The organism is Curtobacterium sp. MCBD17_008, assembly GCF_003234475.1.
In the GTDB taxonomy this organism is placed as follows: domain Bacteria; phylum Actinomycetota; class Actinomycetes; order Actinomycetales; family Microbacteriaceae; genus Curtobacterium.
This window is the reverse complement of sequence record NZ_QKTK01000002.1, coordinates 106,797-127,343: the sequence shown is the minus strand read 5'-3', so window position 1 is coordinate 127,343 and position 20,547 is coordinate 106,797. Positions and strand designations below refer to the sequence as shown.

General features: G+C 70.7%; 21 protein-coding genes. 7 read left to right on the top strand and 14 right to left on the bottom strand.

Going from position 1 to position 20,547, the window contains the following annotated elements:
- The first annotated feature begins 138 nt into the window (after positions 1-138).
- The 5 genes from DEI95_RS02440 (at position 139) to DEI95_RS16560 (ending at position 3,848) form a co-directional block, all read left to right on the top strand.
- Positions 139-651 carry a DUF427 domain-containing protein gene (locus tag DEI95_RS02440; protein WP_110890381.1) on the top strand — a complete coding sequence of 171 codons (513 nt, stop codon included), beginning with the start codon at positions 139-141 and terminating at the stop codon, positions 649-651.
- Positions 648-965: a hypothetical protein gene (locus tag DEI95_RS02435; protein WP_146234147.1), complete on the top strand. Its 318-nt coding sequence runs from the start codon at positions 648-650 to the stop codon at positions 963-965. Before DEI95_RS02440 ends, DEI95_RS02435 begins: the two co-directional genes overlap by 4 nt.
- A gap of 127 nt (positions 966-1,092) precedes the next feature.
- A complete protein-coding gene (locus DEI95_RS02430; RefSeq protein WP_111059286.1) occupies positions 1,093-2,817 on the top strand; it encodes a discoidin domain-containing protein in 1,725 nt (574 codons plus the stop codon).
- A gap of 81 nt (positions 2,818-2,898) precedes the next feature.
- Positions 2,899-3,213 carry a hypothetical protein gene (locus DEI95_RS02425; protein ID WP_146232783.1) on the top strand — a complete coding sequence of 105 codons (315 nt, stop codon included), beginning with the start codon at positions 2,899-2,901 and terminating at the stop codon, positions 3,211-3,213.
- A gap of 482 nt (positions 3,214-3,695) precedes the next feature.
- Positions 3,696-3,848, top strand: coding sequence for a hypothetical protein (locus DEI95_RS16560; RefSeq protein WP_181436169.1), 153 nt, complete (start codon positions 3,696-3,698; stop codon positions 3,846-3,848).
- Positions 3,849-4,006: 158 nt separating this feature from the next.
- On the opposite strand, the gene DEI95_RS02420 is transcribed toward DEI95_RS16560, so the two are convergent.
- The 8 genes from DEI95_RS02420 to DEI95_RS02385 all read right to left on the bottom strand — a co-directional run bounded on the left by DEI95_RS02420 (position 4,007) and on the right by DEI95_RS02385 (position 11,314).
- Entirely contained in the window at positions 4,007-4,381 is a 375-nt protein-coding gene (locus DEI95_RS02420; protein ID WP_111059285.1) for a VOC family protein, read from the bottom strand.
- 98 nt (positions 4,382-4,479) lie between these two features.
- Complete coding sequence (locus DEI95_RS02415) at positions 4,480-5,175, bottom strand: YafY family protein (protein WP_111059284.1); 696 nt, start codon at positions 5,173-5,175, stop codon at positions 4,480-4,482.
- Between the two features lie 306 nt (positions 5,176-5,481).
- Entirely contained in the window at positions 5,482-6,267 is a 786-nt protein-coding gene (locus DEI95_RS02410) for an ABC transporter ATP-binding protein (protein WP_111059283.1), read from the bottom strand.
- The gene (locus tag DEI95_RS02405) at positions 6,264-7,076 is read right to left on the bottom strand and encodes an ABC transporter ATP-binding protein (protein ID WP_111059282.1); all 813 of its coding nucleotides are present in this window, start codon (positions 7,074-7,076) and stop codon (positions 6,264-6,266) included. Before DEI95_RS02405 ends, DEI95_RS02410 begins: the two co-directional genes overlap by 4 nt.
- Positions 7,073-8,008, bottom strand: a complete 936-nt coding sequence (locus tag DEI95_RS02400) for an ABC transporter permease (protein WP_111059281.1) — start codon at positions 8,006-8,008, stop codon at positions 7,073-7,075. Before DEI95_RS02400 ends, DEI95_RS02405 begins: the two co-directional genes overlap by 4 nt.
- Entirely contained in the window at positions 8,005-8,967 is a 963-nt protein-coding gene (locus DEI95_RS02395; protein ID WP_110890395.1) for an ABC transporter permease, read from the bottom strand. The genes DEI95_RS02400 and DEI95_RS02395 overlap by 4 nt, the downstream gene beginning before the upstream one ends.
- Before the next feature lie 33 nt (positions 8,968-9,000).
- Entirely contained in the window at positions 9,001-10,503 is a 1,503-nt protein-coding gene (locus DEI95_RS02390) for an ABC transporter substrate-binding protein (protein WP_258367407.1), read from the bottom strand.
- 70 nt (positions 10,504-10,573) lie between these two features.
- Complete coding sequence (locus DEI95_RS02385; RefSeq protein ID WP_111059280.1) at positions 10,574-11,314, bottom strand: DUF1684 domain-containing protein; 741 nt, start codon at positions 11,312-11,314, stop codon at positions 10,574-10,576.
- Positions 11,315-11,484: 170 nt separating this feature from the next.
- Between DEI95_RS02385 and DEI95_RS02380 the strand changes: the two genes are divergently transcribed.
- The gene (locus tag DEI95_RS02380) at positions 11,485-12,612 is read left to right on the top strand and encodes a GntR family transcriptional regulator (protein WP_111059279.1); all 1,128 of its coding nucleotides are present in this window, start codon (positions 11,485-11,487) and stop codon (positions 12,610-12,612) included.
- Here DEI95_RS02380 and DEI95_RS02375 read toward each other — a convergent pair.
- The 5 genes from DEI95_RS02375 to DEI95_RS02355 form a co-directional block, all read right to left on the bottom strand.
- Complete coding sequence (locus DEI95_RS02375; protein ID WP_111059278.1) at positions 12,566-13,621, bottom strand: glycoside hydrolase family 76 protein; 1,056 nt, start codon at positions 13,619-13,621, stop codon at positions 12,566-12,568. The two genes, DEI95_RS02380 and DEI95_RS02375, sit on opposite strands and share 47 nt — an antisense overlap.
- Complete coding sequence (locus tag DEI95_RS02370) at positions 13,618-14,874, bottom strand: ABC transporter substrate-binding protein (protein ID WP_111059277.1); 1,257 nt, start codon at positions 14,872-14,874, stop codon at positions 13,618-13,620. Before DEI95_RS02370 ends, DEI95_RS02375 begins: the two co-directional genes overlap by 4 nt.
- Before the next feature lie 66 nt (positions 14,875-14,940).
- Complete coding sequence (locus DEI95_RS02365; RefSeq protein WP_111059276.1) at positions 14,941-15,879, bottom strand: carbohydrate ABC transporter permease; 939 nt, start codon at positions 15,877-15,879, stop codon at positions 14,941-14,943.
- The gene (locus tag DEI95_RS02360) at positions 15,876-16,859 is read right to left on the bottom strand and encodes a carbohydrate ABC transporter permease (RefSeq protein WP_111059275.1); all 984 of its coding nucleotides are present in this window, start codon (positions 16,857-16,859) and stop codon (positions 15,876-15,878) included. Before DEI95_RS02360 ends, DEI95_RS02365 begins: the two co-directional genes overlap by 4 nt.
- Positions 16,856-18,160 (bottom strand): glycoside hydrolase family 125 protein, encoded by a 1,305-nt coding sequence (locus DEI95_RS02355; RefSeq protein ID WP_110890402.1) that lies wholly within the window; start codon positions 18,158-18,160, stop codon positions 16,856-16,858. The genes DEI95_RS02360 and DEI95_RS02355 overlap by 4 nt, the downstream gene beginning before the upstream one ends.
- A 140-nt stretch (positions 18,161-18,300) precedes the next feature.
- On the opposite strand from DEI95_RS02355, the gene DEI95_RS02350 reads away from it, so the two are divergent.
- On the top strand, positions 18,301-19,839 hold the full coding sequence (locus DEI95_RS02350) for a glycoside hydrolase family 76 protein (protein WP_111059274.1): 1,539 nt from the start codon (positions 18,301-18,303) through the stop codon (positions 19,837-19,839).
- Between the two features lie 20 nt (positions 19,840-19,859).
- Here DEI95_RS02350 and DEI95_RS02345 read toward each other — a convergent pair whose 3' ends face one another.
- Complete coding sequence (locus tag DEI95_RS02345; RefSeq protein ID WP_111059273.1) at positions 19,860-20,543, bottom strand: TetR/AcrR family transcriptional regulator; 684 nt, start codon at positions 20,541-20,543, stop codon at positions 19,860-19,862.
- Between the last annotated feature and the right edge of the window lie 4 nt (positions 20,544-20,547).

Genomic DNA, 20,547 nt, shown 5'->3' with positions numbered 1-20,547 from the left:
TGTGCCCGCGAGCGTAGCCCTGCCACGGTCCTGTGGCCAGGGGTGCGTCGCCGTCGCCCCCGCGTCCCGGACGGGAGGCCCGGTGCCAGCTGGTGACGCGCCTCCAGTCCGGCGACCACCGGCGGGTACAACGGGAGCATGACGCGACGCAGCCCCGGCCACCCCGTTCCCGTGCAGCCCGGACCCGGTCAGGAGTCGGTCTGGGACTACCCGCGGCCACCGCGCGTCGAGCGCACCGGCGCCCGTGTCGTCGTGCGCCTGGGCGGGCAGGTCATCGCCGACACCACGGCGGCCCTCCGCGTCCTCGAGACGAGCCACCCGCCGGTCTACTACCTGCCGATCGCGGACTTCGCCCCCGGCGCGCTCGTGCCGACGAGTGGCTCGAGCATGTGCGAGTTCAAGGGCAGTGCGACGTACTTCGACGTGCACGGCGGCGACGAGGTCGTGCCGCGGGGTGCCTGGACGTACCGGTCCCCGTGGCAGGGGTACGGCGAGCTGCGTGACCACGTCGCCGTCTACCCGTCGCGGATGGACTCGTGCGAGGTCGCCGGCGAACGCGTGCAGGCGCAGGCGGGCGACTTCTACGGCGGCTGGATCACCGCGGACATCGTCGGGCCGTTCAAGGGCGAACCCGGGACGCTCGGGTGGTGACACCGGCTCCGTCGCCCTCGGGCACCACCCGCCGCCGGGTCGAACTCCGACTGCGCAAGCCCTGGTTCGCCTGGGGCGCGCGACCGACCGTCACCGTCGACGGCGTCGGGCACCCCGCGCAGTGGGGCTCCGGCACGTGGGTGCTGCCGGACGAGGGCGTCGTCGAGTTCGGCGTGTACTGCATCAACCGGGGTTGGCGGTTCGGCGCGGCCGCGGTGCGGGTCGATGCCGCCACGGCGACCGGCGGCCGGATCGACTACCGCGCCGGGGTGGTGCCGATCGGGCCGGGGAGGCTCGAGGTCATCCGGAGCTGAGGCGTCGGCGCGGACGGTGCCGCTCGCGGACGTCCCCTTCCGGCCCCTCGGACTGGGGCGACTCCGAGCCGTTGACCGGTGACGTCGACGCTCCGTAGCGTTGCCCGGACACGACCGGAGGATCTCGATGCGCGCCGTCAGCAGCACCGTCACCACGACCGTCCGACTGGCCGCGGCGGTGCTCGCGGTCGTCCTGCTCGCCGCCCTGCTCGTGGCGCTGCGGACACCGGCCGCCAGCGCCGCACCGTCCGTCCTGTCGACCGGGCGGCCGGCCGTCGCGTCGTCGACCGACTCGAGTTCGCGGTCGGCCGCGAAGGCGGTGGACGGGAACACCGCGACACGGTGGGCGAGTGCGCGGACCGACGCGCAGTGGTTGCGCGTCGACCTGGGCCGCACGGCGACGATCTCGAGCATCACCCTGCGGTGGGAAGTCGCGTACGCGAAGGCCTACAAGCTGCAGGTGTCGGCCGACGCGAAGACCTGGACCACCGTCTCGAACGTGACCGCCGGCAAGGGCGGGGTCGTCCGGAAGGCGGTGTCCGGGACGGGCCGGTACGTCCGGATGCTCGGCGTGCAGCGCGGCACCGTCCACGGCTACTCGCTGTGGGAGTTCCAGGTGACGGGGACCCCGGTGACGCCGACCACGCCCACCACGCCGGCACCGTCCCCAGCCGCGGGCGTGCGGGTCACCGGCTCCCAGGGGAAGTGGCAGCTGACCGTGGACGGCAAGCCCTGGCTCGTCAAGGGCGTGACGTACGGTCCCCCGGCCGCCGAGGCCTCGTCGTACATGGCGGACATCGCCGGCATGGGCGTGAACACCGTCCGGACCTGGGGCACCGACGCGTCCTCCCGCCAGCTGTTCGACGCCGCCGAGGCACACGGCATCCGCGTCGTCGCCGGCCTCTGGTTGAACCAGGACGTCGACTACGTGAACGACTCCGCGTACAAGTCGAACACGCTCGCGAGCATCACGAAGACCGTCACGAGCTACCGCGACCACCGCGGACTCCTCATGTGGGACGTCGGCAACGAGGTCATGCTCGGCCAGGACGAGGCGCAGCGCGTCGCCTACGCAAAGTACGTCGAACAGGTCGCGAAGGCGATCCACGCCGCGGACCCCGCGCACCCGGTGACGTCGACCGACGCGACGACCGAGGCCTGGGACTTCTACCGGCAGTACACCCCGAGCCTCGACCTCTACGCGGTGAACACCTACGGCGGCATCGGCTGGGTGCAGCAGAAGTGGCGGGACGGCGGCTACACGAAGCCGTACCTGGTCACCGAGACCGGGCCGGCCGGGTCGTGGGAGGTCCCCGCGGACGCGAACGGTGTCCCGCAGCAGCCGAGCGACACCGCAGCGGCACGGTCGTACACCGACGCGTGGAAGGCCGTGACCGCCGCTCCCGGGGTCGCCCTCGGCGCGACGATGTTCCACTACGGCGTGGAGGACGACGAGCAGGGCGTGTGGCTGAACCTCCGCACCGGCGGCCTCAAGCGCCTGTCGTACTACGCGGTGCAGCAGGCCTACGGCGGGCCGGTGACCGGCAACCGGCCGCCCGTCATCCAGCGCATCGCCGCCTCGCCCTCGACGGGTGTCGCACCCGGGTCGACGGTGACCGTGACCGCTCCGGCGGTCGACCCGGACGGCGACAACCTGACCTACCGGGTGTCGGTGACGAGCCGGTGGATCGACGGCAACGGGGCGCTCCGGCCGACGCCGGTGACGACCACGGGCGACGGGACGCTGCGCATCACCGCACCGACGACTGCCGGCAACTGGAAGCTCGCGGTGTACGCGATGGACGGGCACGGCAACGCGGGCATCGAGACCGTGACGGTGCGGGTGCGCTGAGCCTGGGCAGGCGGGAGGACGTCGGCGGCTGGACAGTCGATCGAACGGTTCCTCCTGCCGATGCCGTGCAGGATGGTGGACGTGCAGGCGAACATCGCGAGGGTGACGATCGACGGCCGGGAACAGGATCGCGACGCCGACCTCGATCACCATCAGCGGTTCGAGGTCGAGACGGACGCCGGACACCACTACGTCGTGACGCGCGACGGGTCTCCGAGCGGCTCACCGTCGGAGTGGGACGTGACGCGAGCGGACGGGAGTCCCGTGGGTCACGTGCACGGGTCTGGGTGGGCCGGGGCGGGCGACCGGGCCTACCGCTACAAGCGGACTGGTGCCTGGTTCTCCGGGGGACAGCAGCACGACCTGTGGAACGCGGTGCAGTCGCTCCTGGAGTGACCGCACCGGATCGACCGGGCGCTCAGCCCCCGCTGCCGAGGACCGCTCGCGTCCGGCGACGCTCGACGGCGAGCGGAACGTCTCGGACTTCCTGGCGTCGTGACCGCTCCCCGTGGGGAGCCGCGCTCGCTCATCGGGCAGGATGACGCACGGCATTCGACGAAGGGCAGACGTGGGCAGGCGGAGCGCGAGCACGAGCACGACAGGTGACCGCGGCGGAACGCGGTCGGTCCGTCCCGGTCAACGTCGGGCCTGGTTCCGCTTCGGTGCCGGGATCGCTGCGATCCTGGTGATCGTCGGCGTGGTCTTCGTCGGCCCGGCTGTCGTCCAGTCCTACGACGCCGACCACAAGACGACGATCACCTGCCAGGTGACGTCAGCGGAAGGCGAGATGCAGTCGACGTCCTCGCGGGATCGGCGGGCCGATCGCCCAGGTCGTCATCTCGACCCGCGACTGTGGGCGCCGGCTCCTGCGAGACGGTGTGACCCGGGCCAACAACGAGGAGATCGCAGCTCGGCTGGCACCACCCGGTGACTACCGGATCGAGGTCGGGACCGCCTCCTGGAACATCCGGGGCATCCTGCACGCGATCCGGCGGGACCCCTCGGCCTTCGGGTTCGCTCCGGCCCCCTGACCCGACCGGGTCGGTGAGCGCGGTCGGCGGTGTGACGGTCGGGAGGTGCGCTACCGGCCCTGAACTGGTCCCCTGCCCCGCGCTGCCCGACCGCAGGTGGCGGCTGGGCGCCGGGTCGACGCCGTCAGCTGCCGTCGGTCGCCAGCGCGGCGGGCTGCCTAGTCGGTGGTCGGACTGCTGAACAGGTTGACGACGTTGCCGTCGGGATCACGGACCAGTGCGGAGCGGTTGCCCCAGGGCATCGTGGTCGGTTCGAGGACGACGTCCTCGCTCGTGAGCCCGAGCCCGGCGAAAGCGCCGTCGACGTCAGCGACTTCGAACTCGATGAACACCGATCGGTTCGTCGCAGGAGTGAGAGCGCCGCCGAGCATGGCGACGGTCGCGGTGCTCGCGATCGCGAGGCTCGCGCCGGGGCCGACGAACTGCGCGAAGACCGGGGCGGGGCGCTCGGCCTGCTGGCCGGTGACCCGCTCGTAGAACGCGACGAGACCGTCGAGGTCGTCGGTGACGATGCGGATGGATGCGAACGACATGGGGCTCCTTCAGAGGCGCTGGTGAGGTTGGAGCATCAGCATCACGGGTCGTCGCGACACCGTCCTGTCGGTGTTCCGCGGAAGACGTCGGCTGCCGATCAGTCGTCGACGACCGAGCGGAGTCGTCCGTACTGGATCGCGAGGTCCTCAGCGCGGAGCGCCCGCATCGGGGGCCGCTCGTCGGTGACCCGGACCGAGAGCATGCGGTCTCCACGGAACGCCCGCACGCCGTCGCGCCGCCGGCACCAGGCGATCAGGTACCACTGCCCGTCCTTCCCGATCGACCCCAGGGGTTCGACGTCCCGAGTGGACTCCGCACCGCCGGCGTCCTGGTAGTGCAGCTGCACGACGCGATCCGCACGGAGCGCCTCGGCGAACTCGGTCGGCACGACCGCGTCGTCCTCGCTCTCCAGGAAGTGCACCCGGGATGCGAAGGCGCTGGCACGTGCGGCGTCCCGGTCCGGCATGACCGCGAGCATCTTCCGGGCGGCGGTCCGTGCGGCCTGCCGGAACGGGCTGTGGCGGAGCGAGCCGAGCCCGATCAGCACCGCGAGGGCTTCGTCCAGCGTGAACCCCGCCGGGCCGAGCGTTGCTGACGCGTCGATGACGTACCCACCGGTCCGGCCGGGCTCCGCCCAGATCGGCAGGCCCGACTGCTGCAACGCAGCGAGGTCCCGCTCGATCGTCCGCACGGACACCTCGAAGCGTTCTGCGAGACGACGCGCGCTCCGCGGATGCGGCGACACGGCCCGCAGTTCCTCCACGAGGCCGTAGAGACGATCGGTCCGGTTCACCGACCCATCATCCGACACATCGCATCTGCCGCGCGTCGCACGACCACACCGTTCTGGTGAGCAGGTCTCCACCCGGCTGGACGCACGGCGATCCTCCATCGCTCGTCTGCGCCGAGGGAAGTACATGGCCTGGTGTCCCGCCTGCTCCAGCGGTCGGCGCTGTCGACGACGAACCGGTCGGCCGCCCGGGATTCGTGCCTGGCGGCCGGGCGCTGCACGTCGCCCGCGGCGGCAGCGCGGAGTCGGGAGATCGCCGACCACTGCCCGACACGTCGGCGGTGCTCGTCGACGCCCGGGCACACTGCCTCAGCGCGGCAGCCGCGGCACCGCGTCGAGCAGCGCCCGCGTGTAGTCCGACCTGGGCGACGCCAGGACCGCACCGGTGTCGCCCTGCTCCTCGACCCGACCGCCGCGGAGGACCACGGTCGCCGCGCAGAGACGTGCGACCACCGCGAGGTCGTGCGAGACGAGCACGATCGTCATGCCGTGCTCGTCGGCGAGCCGCTCGAACAGCTCGAGGACGGCGACTCGGGTCGTCAGGTCGAGCGCGCTCACCGGCTCGTCGGCCACCAGCACCCGGGGACCGGACACCACGGCGCGGGCGATCGCGATGCGCTGTCGCTGTCCGCCCGAGAACTCGTGTGGGTACCGCCGACCAGCATCGGCGCCGAGCCCGACGTCCCGCAGCGCGGCGGCGACACGGTCGGACGCCTCCGACCCGGACGCCACCCCGAGGGAGCGCAGCGGCTCCCCCACGATGCGGTCGATGCGTTGGCGGGGGTCGAGCGACGAGTACGGGTCCTGGAACACCGGCTGCACGGCGGTGCGGAACCGACGGAGTGCGGCCCGGTCGCCGAGGTCGAGGGGCGCGCCGTCGAACGACACGGAGCCGTTGTCCGGCGCCGCGAGCCCGAGGAGCATCCGGAGCACGGTGGTCTTGCCCGCGCCGGACTCCCCCACGATGCCGAGGTGCTCACCGGGCTGCACGGCGAACGAGACGCCGTCGAGCGCCAGGCCCGTGCCCCCAGTGCGGCGCGTGCCACGGCCGGGGTACCGGAACGTCACGTCCGACAGCTCGAGCAGCGCGGTCATCGCGCACCTCCGCGTCGGCCGGCGTCGAGGGCGTCCTGCAGCGTCCGGGCACTGCCGACGAGCCGCTGCGTGTACGGGTGGGTGGGTGCGGCGATGACGTCCCGGACGGGTCCCTGCTCGACGGCACGACCGTGTTCGAGCACGAGCACCCGGTCCACGGTCCGTGCGACCACCGGCAGGTCGTGGCTGATGAACAGCAGCCCCATCCCCCGCTCGGTCACGGCGCGGTCGAGGAGGTCGAGCACCTGCGCCTGCACCGTGACGTCGAGCGCCGTGGTCGGCTCGTCCGCGATGAGGACCCGCGGCCGGCACGCGAGTGCCATCGCGATGGCGACGCGCTGCCGCTGACCGCCGGACAGCTCCCACGGGAACGAACCGGCGACGCGCTCCGGATCGGCGAGGGCGACGTCGGCGATCGCCTCGCGCACCGCGGCGCGCAGGGCCTCCCCGCGGAGTCCGCGGTGCCGCCGGAGCGGCTCGGCGATCTGGTCGCCGGCGCGCATGAGCGGGTCGAGGGCGGTCATCGGCTCCTGGAAGACGGGGGCGACGACCGAACCGCGGACGTCGCGCAGGCTGCGCTCGCGCGCGCCGAGCACCTCGACGTCACCGACCCGGACCGAGCCGCTGACCGTCAGCCCCGTCGGCAGCAGGCCCATGACCGCGAGCGCGGTGAGCGACTTGCCGCTGCCGGACTCGCCGACGATGCCGAGCCGCTCGCCGACGTCGACGGAGAACGAGACGCCGTCGACGAGCGGGGTGCCGTCGGCGGAGGTGATGCGGAGGTCGGTGACCTCGATGGCGGGCGTCATGCGGGCCTCCCGTCCGGGTCGTCGGTGGCGGCCGCGACCGGTCCGACGGCGGTGCCGACGCCGTCACCGGCGACCGGCGCACCGGCCGGGAGGCCCGGGGCGGCACCGCGCGCGGCTCGCCGTCCGCGACGGGTCGGGTCCGCGACGTCGCGGAGGCCGTCCGCCAGCAGGTTCGCGCCGATGACCAGCACGACGAGCGCGAGGCCCGGCGCGAGGACACCGGCGGGTGCCTCGAACGCGGTCTGTTGGGCGTCCTGGAGCATCCGCCCCCAGGACGCGTTCGGCGGCGGCGCACCGAGGCCCAGGTACGACAGGCTCGCCTCGGCGAGGACCGCGAGCCCGAACTGCAGCGCGAGGTTGACCGCGAGGGTCGGCCAGATGTTCGGGAGCACGTGCTGGGTGACGATCCGCGGCCAGGTCGTGCCGGAGGTCCGCGCCGCGGTGACGTAGTCCTGGCGGAGCACCCGTCGGGCCAGGATCCGGACGAGCCGGGCGACGACGGCGGCCATGACGAGGCCGATGGCGACGATCGCGGTCCCGAGCGACGCACCGCGCGCAGCGACGAGGAGCATCGCGACGAGCAGCGTCGGGAAGGCGATGACGATGTCGAGCACGGCGGAGAGCGTGTCGTCGAGCCAGGGCCGGGCGAAGGCCGCGGCCAGCCCGATGGCGGTGCCGAGCACCCCACCGACGAGGACGGCGCCGATGCCGGTCGCGAGTGCGATGCGGGCGCCGATGAGCAGCTGCGTCGCGAGGTCGCGGCCGAGCGTGTCGGTGCCGAGCCAGTGCTCGGCACCCGGCGGCGTGAGTCGGCCGCCGGAGGTGTCGTAGAGCGAGTAGGGCAGCCAGACGAGCGAGACGACCGCGGCGACGACGACCACGCCGACGAGCACGATGCCCGTGGTCAGGGACACCGACCGGCGGGCGCTCATCGGTTCCCCGAGACGCTCGTGCGCAGACGCGGGTCGACGATGCGCTGCACCACGTCGGCGACGAAGCCGATGACGAGCACCGCGACGGTGGAGACGAGCAGGACGCCCTGGATGCTCGGGTAGTCGTGCTGCTCGATGCCGGTGATGAGCATGCTGCCGAGGCCGGGCAGGGCGAAGACGCTCTCGACGACGACCGCGCCGAGGAAGGTCGACGCGAGCTCGATGCCGAGCACCGCGATCACCGGGACGACCGCCGACCGGACGCCGTGCCGGAGGAACGCCGACGCCGTCGACGCACCGAGCGCCCGGGCGGTGCGGATGTGGTCGGCGCCGAGCACGTCGAGCACCGCGCTCCGTACGTAGCGCGCGATCGAGGCCGTCATCACGACCGCGACGGTGATGATCGGCAGCGCGAGCGACTCCAGCGCGTCGCCCGGGTACGTCCAGTCATCGCGCGGGAAGCCGCTCGACGGGAGCAGGCCCCACTGCAGCGACACCACCTGCACGAGCAGGATGCCGATCCAGAACACCGGGACGGCGATGCCGAGCTGCGTGACGCCGGAGAGCAGCACGCCGTACCAGCGGTCGGCTCGCGCAGCTGCGACGAACCCGACGACGCAGGCCACGACGACGGCGATGCCGAACGCGATGAGGGTGAGCGGCACGGTGACGACCAGGCGCTGCGCGAGGTCGGGCAGCACCGGCAGGCCGCTCGTGAACGACGTGCCGAGGTCGAAGTGCAGCATCTGGCCGATCCACTGCACGAACTGCTGCGCCAGCGGGAGGTCGGAGCCGACCTCCCGCCGGGCGGCCGCGATCTGGTCGGGCGTCGCGTTCGCGGCGAGGAGCGCGTTCGCCGGGTCGCCGGGCAGGATCCGCAGGAGCGCGAACACCACCACCAGGGCGACCGCGAGCGAGAGCACGAGGATGCCGAGGCGGCGGAGGACGTACGCGGTCATGCGGGGGTGCGGATCCTGCCTGGTCGGTCGGTACTAGGAGACGGTGATGTCGGAGACGGGGAACTGCGAGTTCAGCCCGTTCTTCCAGTATCCCGTGACGTCCTTGTCCGACACGACGATCTGCGGGTACAGGTACAGCCACGCGCTCGCGGCGTCCCGCACGATCTGCTCGTTCGCCTTCCGGAGCAGGTCCGTCTGCTGGTCCTCGGACGGAGCCTGCTCGGCGTCCGTGATGTCCTTCTGGACCGCCTTGTTGTCGTACCCGAAGTAGAAGTCCGGGTTGCCGTAGAAGACGACGTCGCGGTCGTTGACGTGCTCCTGCAGCGTCGCCTCGAAGTCGTGCTGCTGGTACACCTTCGTGTACCACTCGTCGGCGCTGATCGTGTTGATGTCGACGGTCACGCCGACCTTCTTCAGCGCGCTCTGCAGGTACTGCGCGACGGCCGGGTGCGGGTCGTACGACGGGGTGTCGAGCGTGAAGGAGAACCCGTCGGCGTGGCCCGACTCGGCGAGCAGGTCCTTCGCCTTCGCCGGGTCGTACGCGTTGACGCTCGTCAGGTCCTCGTACCAGGGGTCGGTCGGCGGGACCATCGAGCCGTTGACCGTGCCGTAGTCGCCCCAGATGGCCTTCAGCAGGGCCTTCCGGTCGACCGCGGCCGAGATCGCCTGGCGGAGCTTCACGTCGGTGAAGGGGCCCTCCGCGTCGTTGAACGCGAGGAGTTCCTTGGTCGTGGAGTCGCCCTCGCTGACCGTGTACTTCGACTTGTCCGCGGTGAACCTGGACAGGGCGTCGGGCGACTGGATGCTCGTGATGACGTCGACCTGCCCGCTCGCGAGCGCGTTCGACAGCGTGGAGGCGCTGGTGAAGTAGTCGAACTCGACCCCGCCGTTCGCGGGCGCCTCGCCCCAGTAGTCGGCGAAGGGCTCGAGCGTGATCGACGAGCCGCGCTTCCAGGTGTCGAGCGTGTACGGCCCAGTGCCGTCCTCCTCGGTCTTCAGCTTCGTCTCCCCCGCGGGGACGATCCAGACGTAGGACAGGTTGTAGACGAACGAGATCGACCGCTGCGACAGGTGCACCACGACGGTCTCGTCGTCGGGGGTCTCGATGGACTCCACGACGGCCAGGCTCGACTTGCGGGAGGACTGTGAGTCCTCGGCGGTGACGCGCTCGATGGAGCTCTTCACGTCGGCGCTGGTGAGCTCCGCGCCGCTGTGGAACTGGACGCCCGTCCGGAGCGTGAACGTGTAGGTGAGCCCGTCGGAGGACGTGTCGTACGACTTCGCGAGCAGCGGCGTCACCTTGCCGTCGTCCCCGAGGCGGAACAGCCCCTCGTAGACGTTGTCCTGGAACGCCTCGTTGACGCCCTGGCCGCCGCCGTCGACGTTCGACAGGTTCGTCGGCTCGTACAGCGAGCCGATCGCCACGGTGGCGTTCCCGCCCGACGACGATCCGCCGCCCCCGGAGGACGAGCAGCCGGCGAGGGCGAGGCTGAGGGCGATGCCGGACGCGGCGAGCGCGACGATTCGGGTCTTCACGGGACTCCTGGTGCTTCGGGGGGTGTGTGGAGGCAGGGTGTGGCTGTGCGGCCGACGGCCGCGTGACGCGTCAGGCGCGGTGCGCGACGTGGCGCTCGCCCGCGTGGACGGGCACGTGCAGACGGTTCTGGAAGGGCGGGAGCGGGCAGTTGTACTGGTCGCTGAACCCGCACGGTGGCACGAACGCCTGGTTGAAGTCGAGGACGACGTCGGACTCCTCGCCCGTCGAGGACCCCTCCGGCCGCTCGACGAACAGGAAGCGGCCGGTGCCGTAGGTGCGCTCGGACTCGTCGGTGCTGCGGTTCGTCGGGTCGCCGAACACGAGCAGCAGGGTCCCGTCGTCGTCGAAGGCGCTGAGCGTGTACTCGCGGTCGCCGATCGTCGCCGTGATGTCCCCGGGGACGACGAGGTCGCGCGTGGCACCGGCGGCGTCGCGGAGGTGCTCGTACGGGATCGTCCGGCCGGGCTCGGCGGGCGTGAAGTGCGCGGTGATCCGCCACGACGGGTCGTACGGGAACACCGGGGTGTCGATGTAGGACCGGATCGCCGGGGACTCGGCGTCCCACAGGCGGTAGCCGTGCTGCGGCTCGCCGGTGTTCAGGTCGGTCCGACGCACACAGGTCGCGGTGACGGTCGCCGGCTGGTCGGCGAGCGCCGCCTCGAGGTCGGGCTCCTGGCCGATCGGGAGCCACTCGGTGCGGATCAGCGCCAGGTCGCCCTGCGCGCCGGTGACCCGCTCGCGGCGGGCTGCGCGCCAGGCGTCCCAGGAGGCGGGGGCGTCGTGCGTCGTGTCGGGGTCGGTGATGCTCATCGGGGACGAGAATCGCAGAGTGGCGTTCGGTATTCCCATGCGGTCGTCACACGGGGCAACACTGCACGTCGTCACGTCGACGGAACGGGGAGGACGGAGACCACGCGTCCCGGTACCGCCCCGACCGCTCGGTGCTTAGAATATAAGGATTGGGACGACAAGGGAGCGGAATGCTGTACCAGTCGACGTTCGAGGACCTCCGGTCGCGCATCCGCTCCGGCGAGTTCGCGGTCGGACAGCGCCTACCGTCCGAGGCCGAGCTGCTCGCGCACTACGCCGTCAGTGCGATCACACTCCGTCGAGCGCTCGACATGCTCCGGCAGGAGGGGTACGTCGCGCGGCGGCCGCGGGTCGGCACGACCGTGGTCAGCGCCGACCCTGCCGCTCGGATCCGTCCCACGGACCAGGTCGACATCGGAGTGGTGCTCACCAACTTCGACGACACCTTCGGGACCCGGGTGCTCGAGGGCATGCTGGACGAGGCCGGGACCGAGACGGACGTCGTCGTCAAGCGGACCCACGGAGACCACGACGCGGAGGACGCCGCCATCCGTGCACTCGCGACGCGGGTCCAGGGGCTGGTGGTGCTGCCGAGCAGCTCCGAGTTCATCCCACCGGGGGTGCTCGAACTGCTGCCGGCCGGGTTCCCGGTGGTGATCCTCGACCGTCGGTACGAGGGCATCCCGGTCTCCGACATCTCCACTGACAACATCGGTGCCGGCGCTGCGGCGACCGAGCACTTGTTCGGTCTCGGCCACCGTCGGGTCGCGCTCGTCACGTCGGACAGCCGCGTGACGTCGAACGACGACCGGAGGCGGGGCTGGGTCGGGGCACACGCTCGCAACGACAAGGCCCTCGACGACCGGCTGGCCTTCCACGACGTCGAGTCGACGCTGCCCGGCGCCACCGACCGCCCGGAGGACGACGTCGCGAGACTGGTGGCCTTCATCGAGGCGCATCCCGAGGCGACGGCGTTCGTGGCCGGGGAGTACAACATCGCCCTGCTCCTCCGTGACGCACTCGAGCAGCTGGGCAAGCACGTGCCGGACGACGTGTCGATCGTGTGCTTCGACCACCCGGACGCGACGTTCGACCGTCACTTGTTCCGGTTCACGCACATGGCCCAGGACCAGCCCGGAGTGGGCCGACAGGCGGTGGCGCAGGTGCTGCGACAGGCACGAGGCGAGAGTGGTTCCCGGAAGATCCTCGTGCCTGCGCAGCTGGTGGCGGGCGCCTCGACCGCGCCGCCGCCTACGGGTCGAGCCGAGCGCGCAACTCGGTCGCCATCGCGGCACTGAGCTGCGTCGAGTACGGCACCGTCCCGACGGGGAGCTCGGTCCAGTCGTTCGCGGCCGGCCGGTCGAGCTCCTCCGGGAACGCCCCCCAGAGCGCGTCGGTGCTGGCACGGACGAACGCCGTCAGGGCGACGCGGTCGGCGTCCCCGTCCGGCAGCCGCTCCAGGAGGAGCCCGAGGTACCGGTAGTAGACGCCCTTGAACAACCCTTCGTCACCACCGTCGCCCTCCTGACGGAAGACGACCCCGTCGGAGAGCTCCGTGACGGCCGTCCGGGCGGTCCGGACCGCGACGGCGAGCAGGTCGTCGTCCGGACGGCGGTCCGCCAGCTCGACGGCGGCGCCGAGGTAGAGGCCCTGGTTGTACGTGAAGCGCCACTGTGTGTCCACCCGCCCGTCACCCTCGCGGTTGACGCCGTCCTCGACGAACCCGTCGGAGACGTCGACGAGGTGCTCGGTCAGCCAGTCGAACGCCGTGTCGGCGTACCGGACGAACCGGTCGTCCCCGGTGGTCCGGTGCAGTCGCGCGCCGAGGATCACGAGCGGACCGTTGGCCGGCGTGTTCTTGTACGCGAGCTGCTGCTTGCGCCAGGCCAGGCTCGTGCCTCCGGCGTCGTTCCAACCGTGTTCGACCACGTGGTCGAACAGGGCGACGACGTCGTCGAGGTACTGCCGTTCCCCTGTCGCGTCGTGGAGTCGCAGGGTCGCGAGCGCGAACCAGAGCATGTCGTCGAAGTAGTCGTTGAACAGCGACCCGCCGTTGCGCTCCACGATGTTCCGGTGCACGGAGCGCGCCTGCTCGAGCCGCGCCGGGTCGCCGGTGCGCTCGTACGCGTCGAGCCGCACGTCGATGAGGTGCGCCAGCCACCAGTAGTTGAACGTGCTGTCGTCGGCGTCCTCGACGGGCCAGGCGTTGTGCAGGAACTGCGGCCACGGCGCTCCGAAGAGCCGCTCGATGCTGTCCTGGATGCGGTCGGCGCGGTCGGCCCAGAGGCCCGTCAGGGTGTCGGTCACTTGCGGTTCTCCTGGAGGATGCGGTCGCCCTGCTTCGCTGCCTGCGTGAGCGCCTGCTCCGCGGTCAGCTGGCCGGACATGAACTTCTCGAGCGCCGGGGTGAGGGCCTTGCCCTCGACGTCGCTGTAGCCGGGGACGTCCGGCCGGACGGAGGCGTAGTCGAGCGTCTTCACGAAACCGGCGTACCGCGGGTCGTCGGTGAAGAAGGGGTCGTTCGCGGAGGAACGGTTCGCCGGGATCCACCCGGACACCTTCGCGAAGTCGACGCCGTTCTCCGCCTTGGTCGCCCACCACTTCTCGAACGCCCAGGCGCCGTCGGCCTGCTGCGCCCCGGTCGGGATGACGAGGCCGAACCCGCCCATCACGGCCCCCTTCTCCCCGCTCGGCCCGGCGACCGGCTCGGTGACCCCCCACTTGAGTCCGTCGGCCTCGTCGAGGTTCGGCACGTCCCACGGTCCGTCGTACTTCATCGCTGCCTGGCCGGCCGCGAACACGTCGTTGCTGTCGCCGAAGCCGTTCGTGTACACACCGTCGTCCATCAAGCTCTTCCAGAAGTCGAGCACCTCGATCCCCTGGGGGCTGTCGAAGGCCGTCTTCGTGCCGTCCTTCGTCAGGAGCTGCCCGCCGGCCTGCTGGAGCCACATCGAGAACAGGCCCGGGTCGTTGAGCATGAAACCGGACTGCTGCAGCTTGCCGCCCTTCCTCTCGGTCAGCTTCTGCGCGTCGCTCCTGAGTTCGTCCCAGGTCGTGGGCGGCTCGAGTCCGGCCTCCGCGAACAGGTCTTCGTTGTAGACGAGCGACCGGTTGTCGACGAGCAGCGGCAGGCCGTAGAGCTTGCCGTCGTGGCGCATCTCCGACAGCGCCTGCGGGTAGAACTCGTCCGTGTCCACGCTGTCGTCGGCGACTCGGTCGTCGATGGCCTGCAGCGCTCCCTTCGGCGCGTAGAGCGAGGTCTGGTAGCGGTCCCAGAGCACGAGGTCGGGGACCTTGCCGCCCGCGATCGCGGTGAGGAGTTTCTGCTCGACGAGTTCCTGCGGGACGTACTTGACCGTGTACTTGCTCTGCGCCTCGTTGAAGGCGCTGGTCATGGTGTCGATCTGGTCGACCTGGTCGCCCGACCAGGAGCCCCACATGGTGACCTCCTGTCGCCCGTCGGCGCCGGTGGTACTGGACGACCCGGAGGAACAGCCCGTGAGGACGAGTGCGGCTGCGGCGAGCGCTGCGGCCGCGCTGAGGAGACGACGTGACGTCATTGTCGTGTGCTTTCTGGTGCGTGGGGTACCGGTTGGATCCGGCGTCCCCGGGGTTGGCGGGAGGACTTACTTGTTGCCGGCGTGCGCGATGCCCTCGATGATCCAGCGCTGCGCGAAGATGAACACGACCAGCACCGGGAGCATCGTGATGATCGTCCCGGCCATGAGCGGGCCGTAGTTCGTCGTGTAGTTGTTGACGAACCCCGCGAGTCCGACCTGGACGGTCATCATCTTCGGGTCGTTGAGGACGATCAGCGGCCAGAGGAAGTTGTTCCAGCCGGCCTGGAAGCTGAGCAGGCCGAGGACGGCGAGCCCGGCCTTCGTCAGCGGGAAGTAGATGAGCGCGAAGATGCGGAACTCACCCGCACCGTCGATGCGCGCTGCTTCCCCGAGCTCGTCGGGCAGCGACTCGAAGAACTGCTTCATGAAGAACACCGCGAACGCACCGGCGGCGCCGGGGACGATGACCGCCCAGTAGGTGTTGATGAGCCCGAGGCCGCCGTTGCCGCTGAAGTCGTTCCCACCGAGCAGGGGGAAGTGCCGGAGGATGAGGAACGTCGGGATCATCGTGACGATGCTGGGCACCATGAGCGAGGACAGGAACGTGAAGAACACCGCCTGGCGTCCGGCGAACCGCAGCTTCGCGAGGGCGTACCCGGCGAGGGAGCCGAAGAACAGGTTCGCGACGGCTCCCCCGACGCCGAGGACGAGGGAGTTGACGAAGTAGCGGCCGTACGGGACGGTCGTCACCGCCTGCACGTAGTTGTCGATGGTGGGGCGCTGTGGGATCAGCGACAGCGAGTGCGCGAGGATCTCGCCGGCCGGCTTGAGCGAGGTCGCGAGCGTCCAGATGAGCGGTGCGACCGTGACGACGCTGACCAGGCAGACACCGACCCACCAGGCGATCGTCTTCGTCCGCTTGACGGCCGCAGCACGGCGTCGCTGCTGGTGGCGGTCCCGCTCGTTGACGGTGCCGGACGGGGGAAGGGTGGCTGTGGCGGTCATCGTTCGGTGTCCCGGTTCGTGAGGCGGGCGTTGACGAGGGAGAACGCGAGGATGATCACGAACAGGATGAACGACAGCGCGGACGCGTAGCCCATCTGCAGCGACCCGAACCCGCGGTCGTAGATGTAGTAGACGATCGTCACGGTCGAGTTCCCGGGTCCGCCCTTGGTCAGCACGTACGCCTGGTCGAAGACCTGGAAGGCGTTGATGATGAGCAGGGTGGAGACGAGGAACGTGGTGCGGCGGATGCCCGGCAGGACGACGTACCGGAAGACCTGCCACGCGTTCGCGCCGTCGAGCCGGGCGGCTTCGCGGAGGTCCGGTGAGACGCCCTGCAGACCGCCGAGGACGATCATCATGTTCCCGCCGAAGCCCGCCCAGACGCTCATCATGACGATCGCGAACATCGCCCAGTGCGAGTCGTACAGCCACGCCGGTCCGTTGATGCCGAACCAGCTCAGGGCCTCGTTGAGGAGACCGTACTGGGGGTTGAGCACCCAGTACCAGACCGTCGCGGTCGCCACGGTCGACGAGACGACCGGGATGTAGAACAGCGTGCGGAAGACGCGGACCGCCCGGCCACTGCGGTTGAGCAGCAGGGCCGTGGCGATCGCGATGACCAGACCGAGCGGCACGTAGAGCACCGTGTACAAGACGGTGTTCCCCAGTGCCGTCCAGAAGAACGGGTCGGATGTGATGTCGACGTAGTTGTCGAAGCCGGTCCAGGTGAGGGGGCCGATGACGGCGTAGTCGCTGAGGCTGACGACGGCCGCGATGACCACGGGCAGCGCCGTGAAGAGCACGAACAACGCTCCCGGCAGCGCGAGGAACAGCCAGGCGGCGCGGGTCTGCTGCTTCCGGGTCGCACTGACGCCGCTCCCCCGTTCCGTCCGCCGTCGCTTCGGCTGCTCGGCGGTGAGGGCGTCGTCCGCTTCGCTCGCGACGACGGCCTGCTCCTCCGGCGTGGTGACGACGCTCATCGTGCACTCCGTTCCGGCTCCGGTACCGGCGTGGCTGCGGTCCGGAGTCCCGCGAGGTCGAGCACGAACTCGCAGAACATCGCGTTGGCCCAGGAGAACCAGGGGCGCGTGTACTCGTTGGGGTCGTCGACGTCGAACGACTCGTGCATGAGCTGCGTGCCCGCGTGGGTCGTACAGAGCTGCCGCAGGAGTCCGGCGCGCTCGTCGGGGTCGGTGGCGGTGAGCCCCTGCACGGCGAGCGCGATCGGCCAGACGTTGCGTCCCGGGGTGTGCGGGCTGCCGATCCCACTCCCGATCGCGCCGCGGAACCAGTACGGGTTCGTCGGCGACAGGACGGCGGCGCGTGTGCGTCGGTAGAGCGGGTCGTCGCGGTCGCACCACCCGAGCATCGGCAAGGCGAGGAGACTCGGCACGTTGGCGTCGTCCATGAGCAGGACGTTCCCGGTGCCGTCGACCTCGTAGGCCAGGACCACGCCGTGGTCCGGGTGGTCGACGATGCCGGAGGAACGGATGGCCGCGTCGATCTCGTCGGCGAGCGCGGTCGCCCGACGAGCCAGCTCGTCGTCGGCGAAGACGGCGCTGGCGAGCACGGCGACGTGCCGGAGCTCCGCGACGGCGAACGCGTTGCCCGGGATGTTGTAGCCGAGCGTCGTGGCGTCGTCGCTCGGTCGGAACGCGCTCCAGGTCAGTCCGGTGCGGACGGTCACCGGTCCACGGCCGTCACGGACGAGGGTGTCGCTCGGCAGCAACGGGTCGGGCCGTTCGAACCGGTAGGGCGAAGCGGTCTCGTGGTCCTGTTCGACCGTCCACAGGTCGATGGCCGTGGTGGCGACCTCGGCGAACCGAGCGAGGTGGTCGGTCCGCCCGGTGCGCTCCCAGAGGTCGTACGCGAGTCGGATCGGGTAGCAGAGCGAGTCGATCTCGTACTTGCGCTCCCACACCCACGGGTCCATGGCGGTGACGTCGTCGGCGTGCCCTGCGCCGTCAGGCGCACGGTTGAAGGCGTTGGCGTAGGGGTCGACGAGGACGTACTCGAGCTGCCGGCGAGAGACCGAGGCCACGGTGTCCGCCAGCGCCGCGTCCTCGCCGACGAAGTGCAGGTAGGGCGTGAGTTGGGCGGTCGAGTCGCGCAGCCACATCGCCGGAATGTCGCCGGTGATCATGAAAGTCGTCCCGTCCGACATCGTCGTCATCGTCGTCGACAGGGTGTTCGCGAAACAGTTCGCGAACAGTGCGCCGACCTCGGGCCCCATCCGGTCTTCGACCTGTCGGGCGACCCGGCCCACCAGGTCTGCATGCATCTGAGCCACGTTGCTCCCTTGACTTCCGCTGGTACTGCCTCAACTATATTCATCAGCCCGATCCACGCAAGAAGTAGTTCAAGTATACTTTTTACGCCTGCGCAGGGCAGGACGGATCAGCTCGGATCGAAGGAGATCCCATGCAGCACAGACTCGTCGGCCTGCTCGTCGCCGGCGCCGTGGCCACGACAGCGCTCACCGGCGTCGGCCTCGCGACCGACCCTGGTCGGGCCTCCGCCCTGACCACCGACCAGGCGACCGCCGCCTACGACGCCTTCATCGCCACCTACTGGGACCCGGACACGGAGTACTTCACGACGTACAGCGACCGGCAGGTCCACCAGGAGCACGCCGTCGGGCCGCAGGGAGGGCTCTACACCGACTACTGGTGGGAGGCCCAGAACTGGGAGGCGGTGATGGACCGGTACGCACGCACCCACGACGCGGCGAGCCGCCGGATGATCGACGACGTCTTCGACGGGTGGCGGGCCGCGTACCCGGACTTCCGGCAGAACGACTGGAACGACGACATGGGCTGGTGGGCGCGCGGTGCCGTCCGCGCGTTCGAACTCACCGGGGAGCAGCGGTTCCTCGACGAGGCCGAGGAGGTCTTCGGGTACATCGCGCAGTACGAGGACACCACCTACGGGGGCGGCATCTGGTGGAAGAACGTCGACGTGGGCGACGGGAGCAGGAACGAGAAGAACGTCGCGACGAACGGCACCGCCGTCCAGACCGCGCTCCGGCTCTACGCGGCCACCGGGGACACCACCTACCGCGACACGGCAGAGCGCATCTTCACCTGGCTGCAGGGCCAGTTCGACCGCAACGGACACATCCGTGACCACGTGAGCGGGACCGGGCAGTTCACCGACTACGACTGGACGTACAACCAGGGCCAGTACGCCGGCGCAGCCCTGCAGATGTACCTGCTCACGCACGACCAGCAGTACCTGACCACCGCCACACGGGCGGTCGACTGGGCGATCGCGAACCTCACGGTCGCGGGCACCTTCGTGAACGAGGGTTCGAGCGACACCCAGGGGTTCAAGGCGATCCTGACCCGGGACATCCGGGACCTCATCGACGATGCCGGGCAGACGCAGTACGAGTCCGTGCTCACCGCGAACGCTTCACAGGCCGCCGCACACGTCTCCCCCGAGGGCATCGGCGGCCCGGACTGGACCGCGCCGACGCCGTCGATCGGCACGACGCCGCAGCAGTCCCTCGCGGCCTCGGCCACCGTCGCAGTGCTGCAGCAGGCCGTTCCGGACGGCTCGACCTCGGTGGTGCAGGGCGACGGCGTGTACCAGGCGGAGAACATCGACCACCCGGGCATCCCGACCGAGGCGTCGAACGCCGGGTACACCGGGCGGGGGTACCTCGCCGGATGGAACACGGTGGGCACGACGGCGACCGCGCACGTGAACGTCACCTCCGCAGGGAGCCACACGCTCACCTTCCGGTACGCCGCGGCCGCCGGCACCGCGACCAGGACGGTCAGCATCGGAGGCGGGACACCCGTCGTCGTGACCTTCCCCGCGACCGGGTCGTGGTCCACCTGGGCGACGGTCACCGTGCCCGTGCAACTCGGCGCCGGGTCGAACGCGGTGGCTGTCTCCTGTGCCTCGAGCAGCGGCGACTACCTGAACCTCGACCGGGTGACCGTCTCGCTCTGACCGAGCGGCGCCTCCCGGCGTCAGGACGTCCGGCCCCGAGATCCGCCGGTGACGACCTCGGAGGTCGAACGGATCGCGTCGGCGATCGGGCGGACCCCGTGCGCCAACTCGACGCTGTCGAGTTCGCCGCGGGCGAGCATGGTCCGCACCACCGAGACACACATCGCGACGAGCACCGGCGCGACGACGGCGCTGCTCTCCGCGGTCGACCCGCGGCGGAGGAGGAGGTCGGTGACGGACACGGCTGCGGTCCGCGCCGACGCCTTCCAGAACGGCCGGAACTCGTCGAGGAGCTCCGGGAACCGGACGAACACCTCGCGACGCAGGTCCGTGTTCGTGCTGTCGACCTGACGGCCGAGGACGGCGACGACGATGGCCACCACGGCGTCGACGACGTCGGCGGGGAGTTGGTCCAACTCGTCCGTAGTCAGCGCACGCGCTGTCCCTGGGATCACCCCGGCGATCGCCGCTTCCTTGTTCGGGAAGTAGTTGAAGAACGACCGTGGCGAGATGTCGGCCTCACGCGCGATGGCGTCGATCGTCAGACCGTCGATGCCGGCATCGAGGCTCCCGACACGCGCTGCCAGGATGATCCGACGGCGCGTCTCCTCCCGCTTGCGTTCACGCAGTCCGACCGGCGCCGGGGCCGGGTCGCCGTCCAGCGCCGCGGTCTCTCCCCCCCCCCCCCGTTCCGTCTCCTCCACCGCG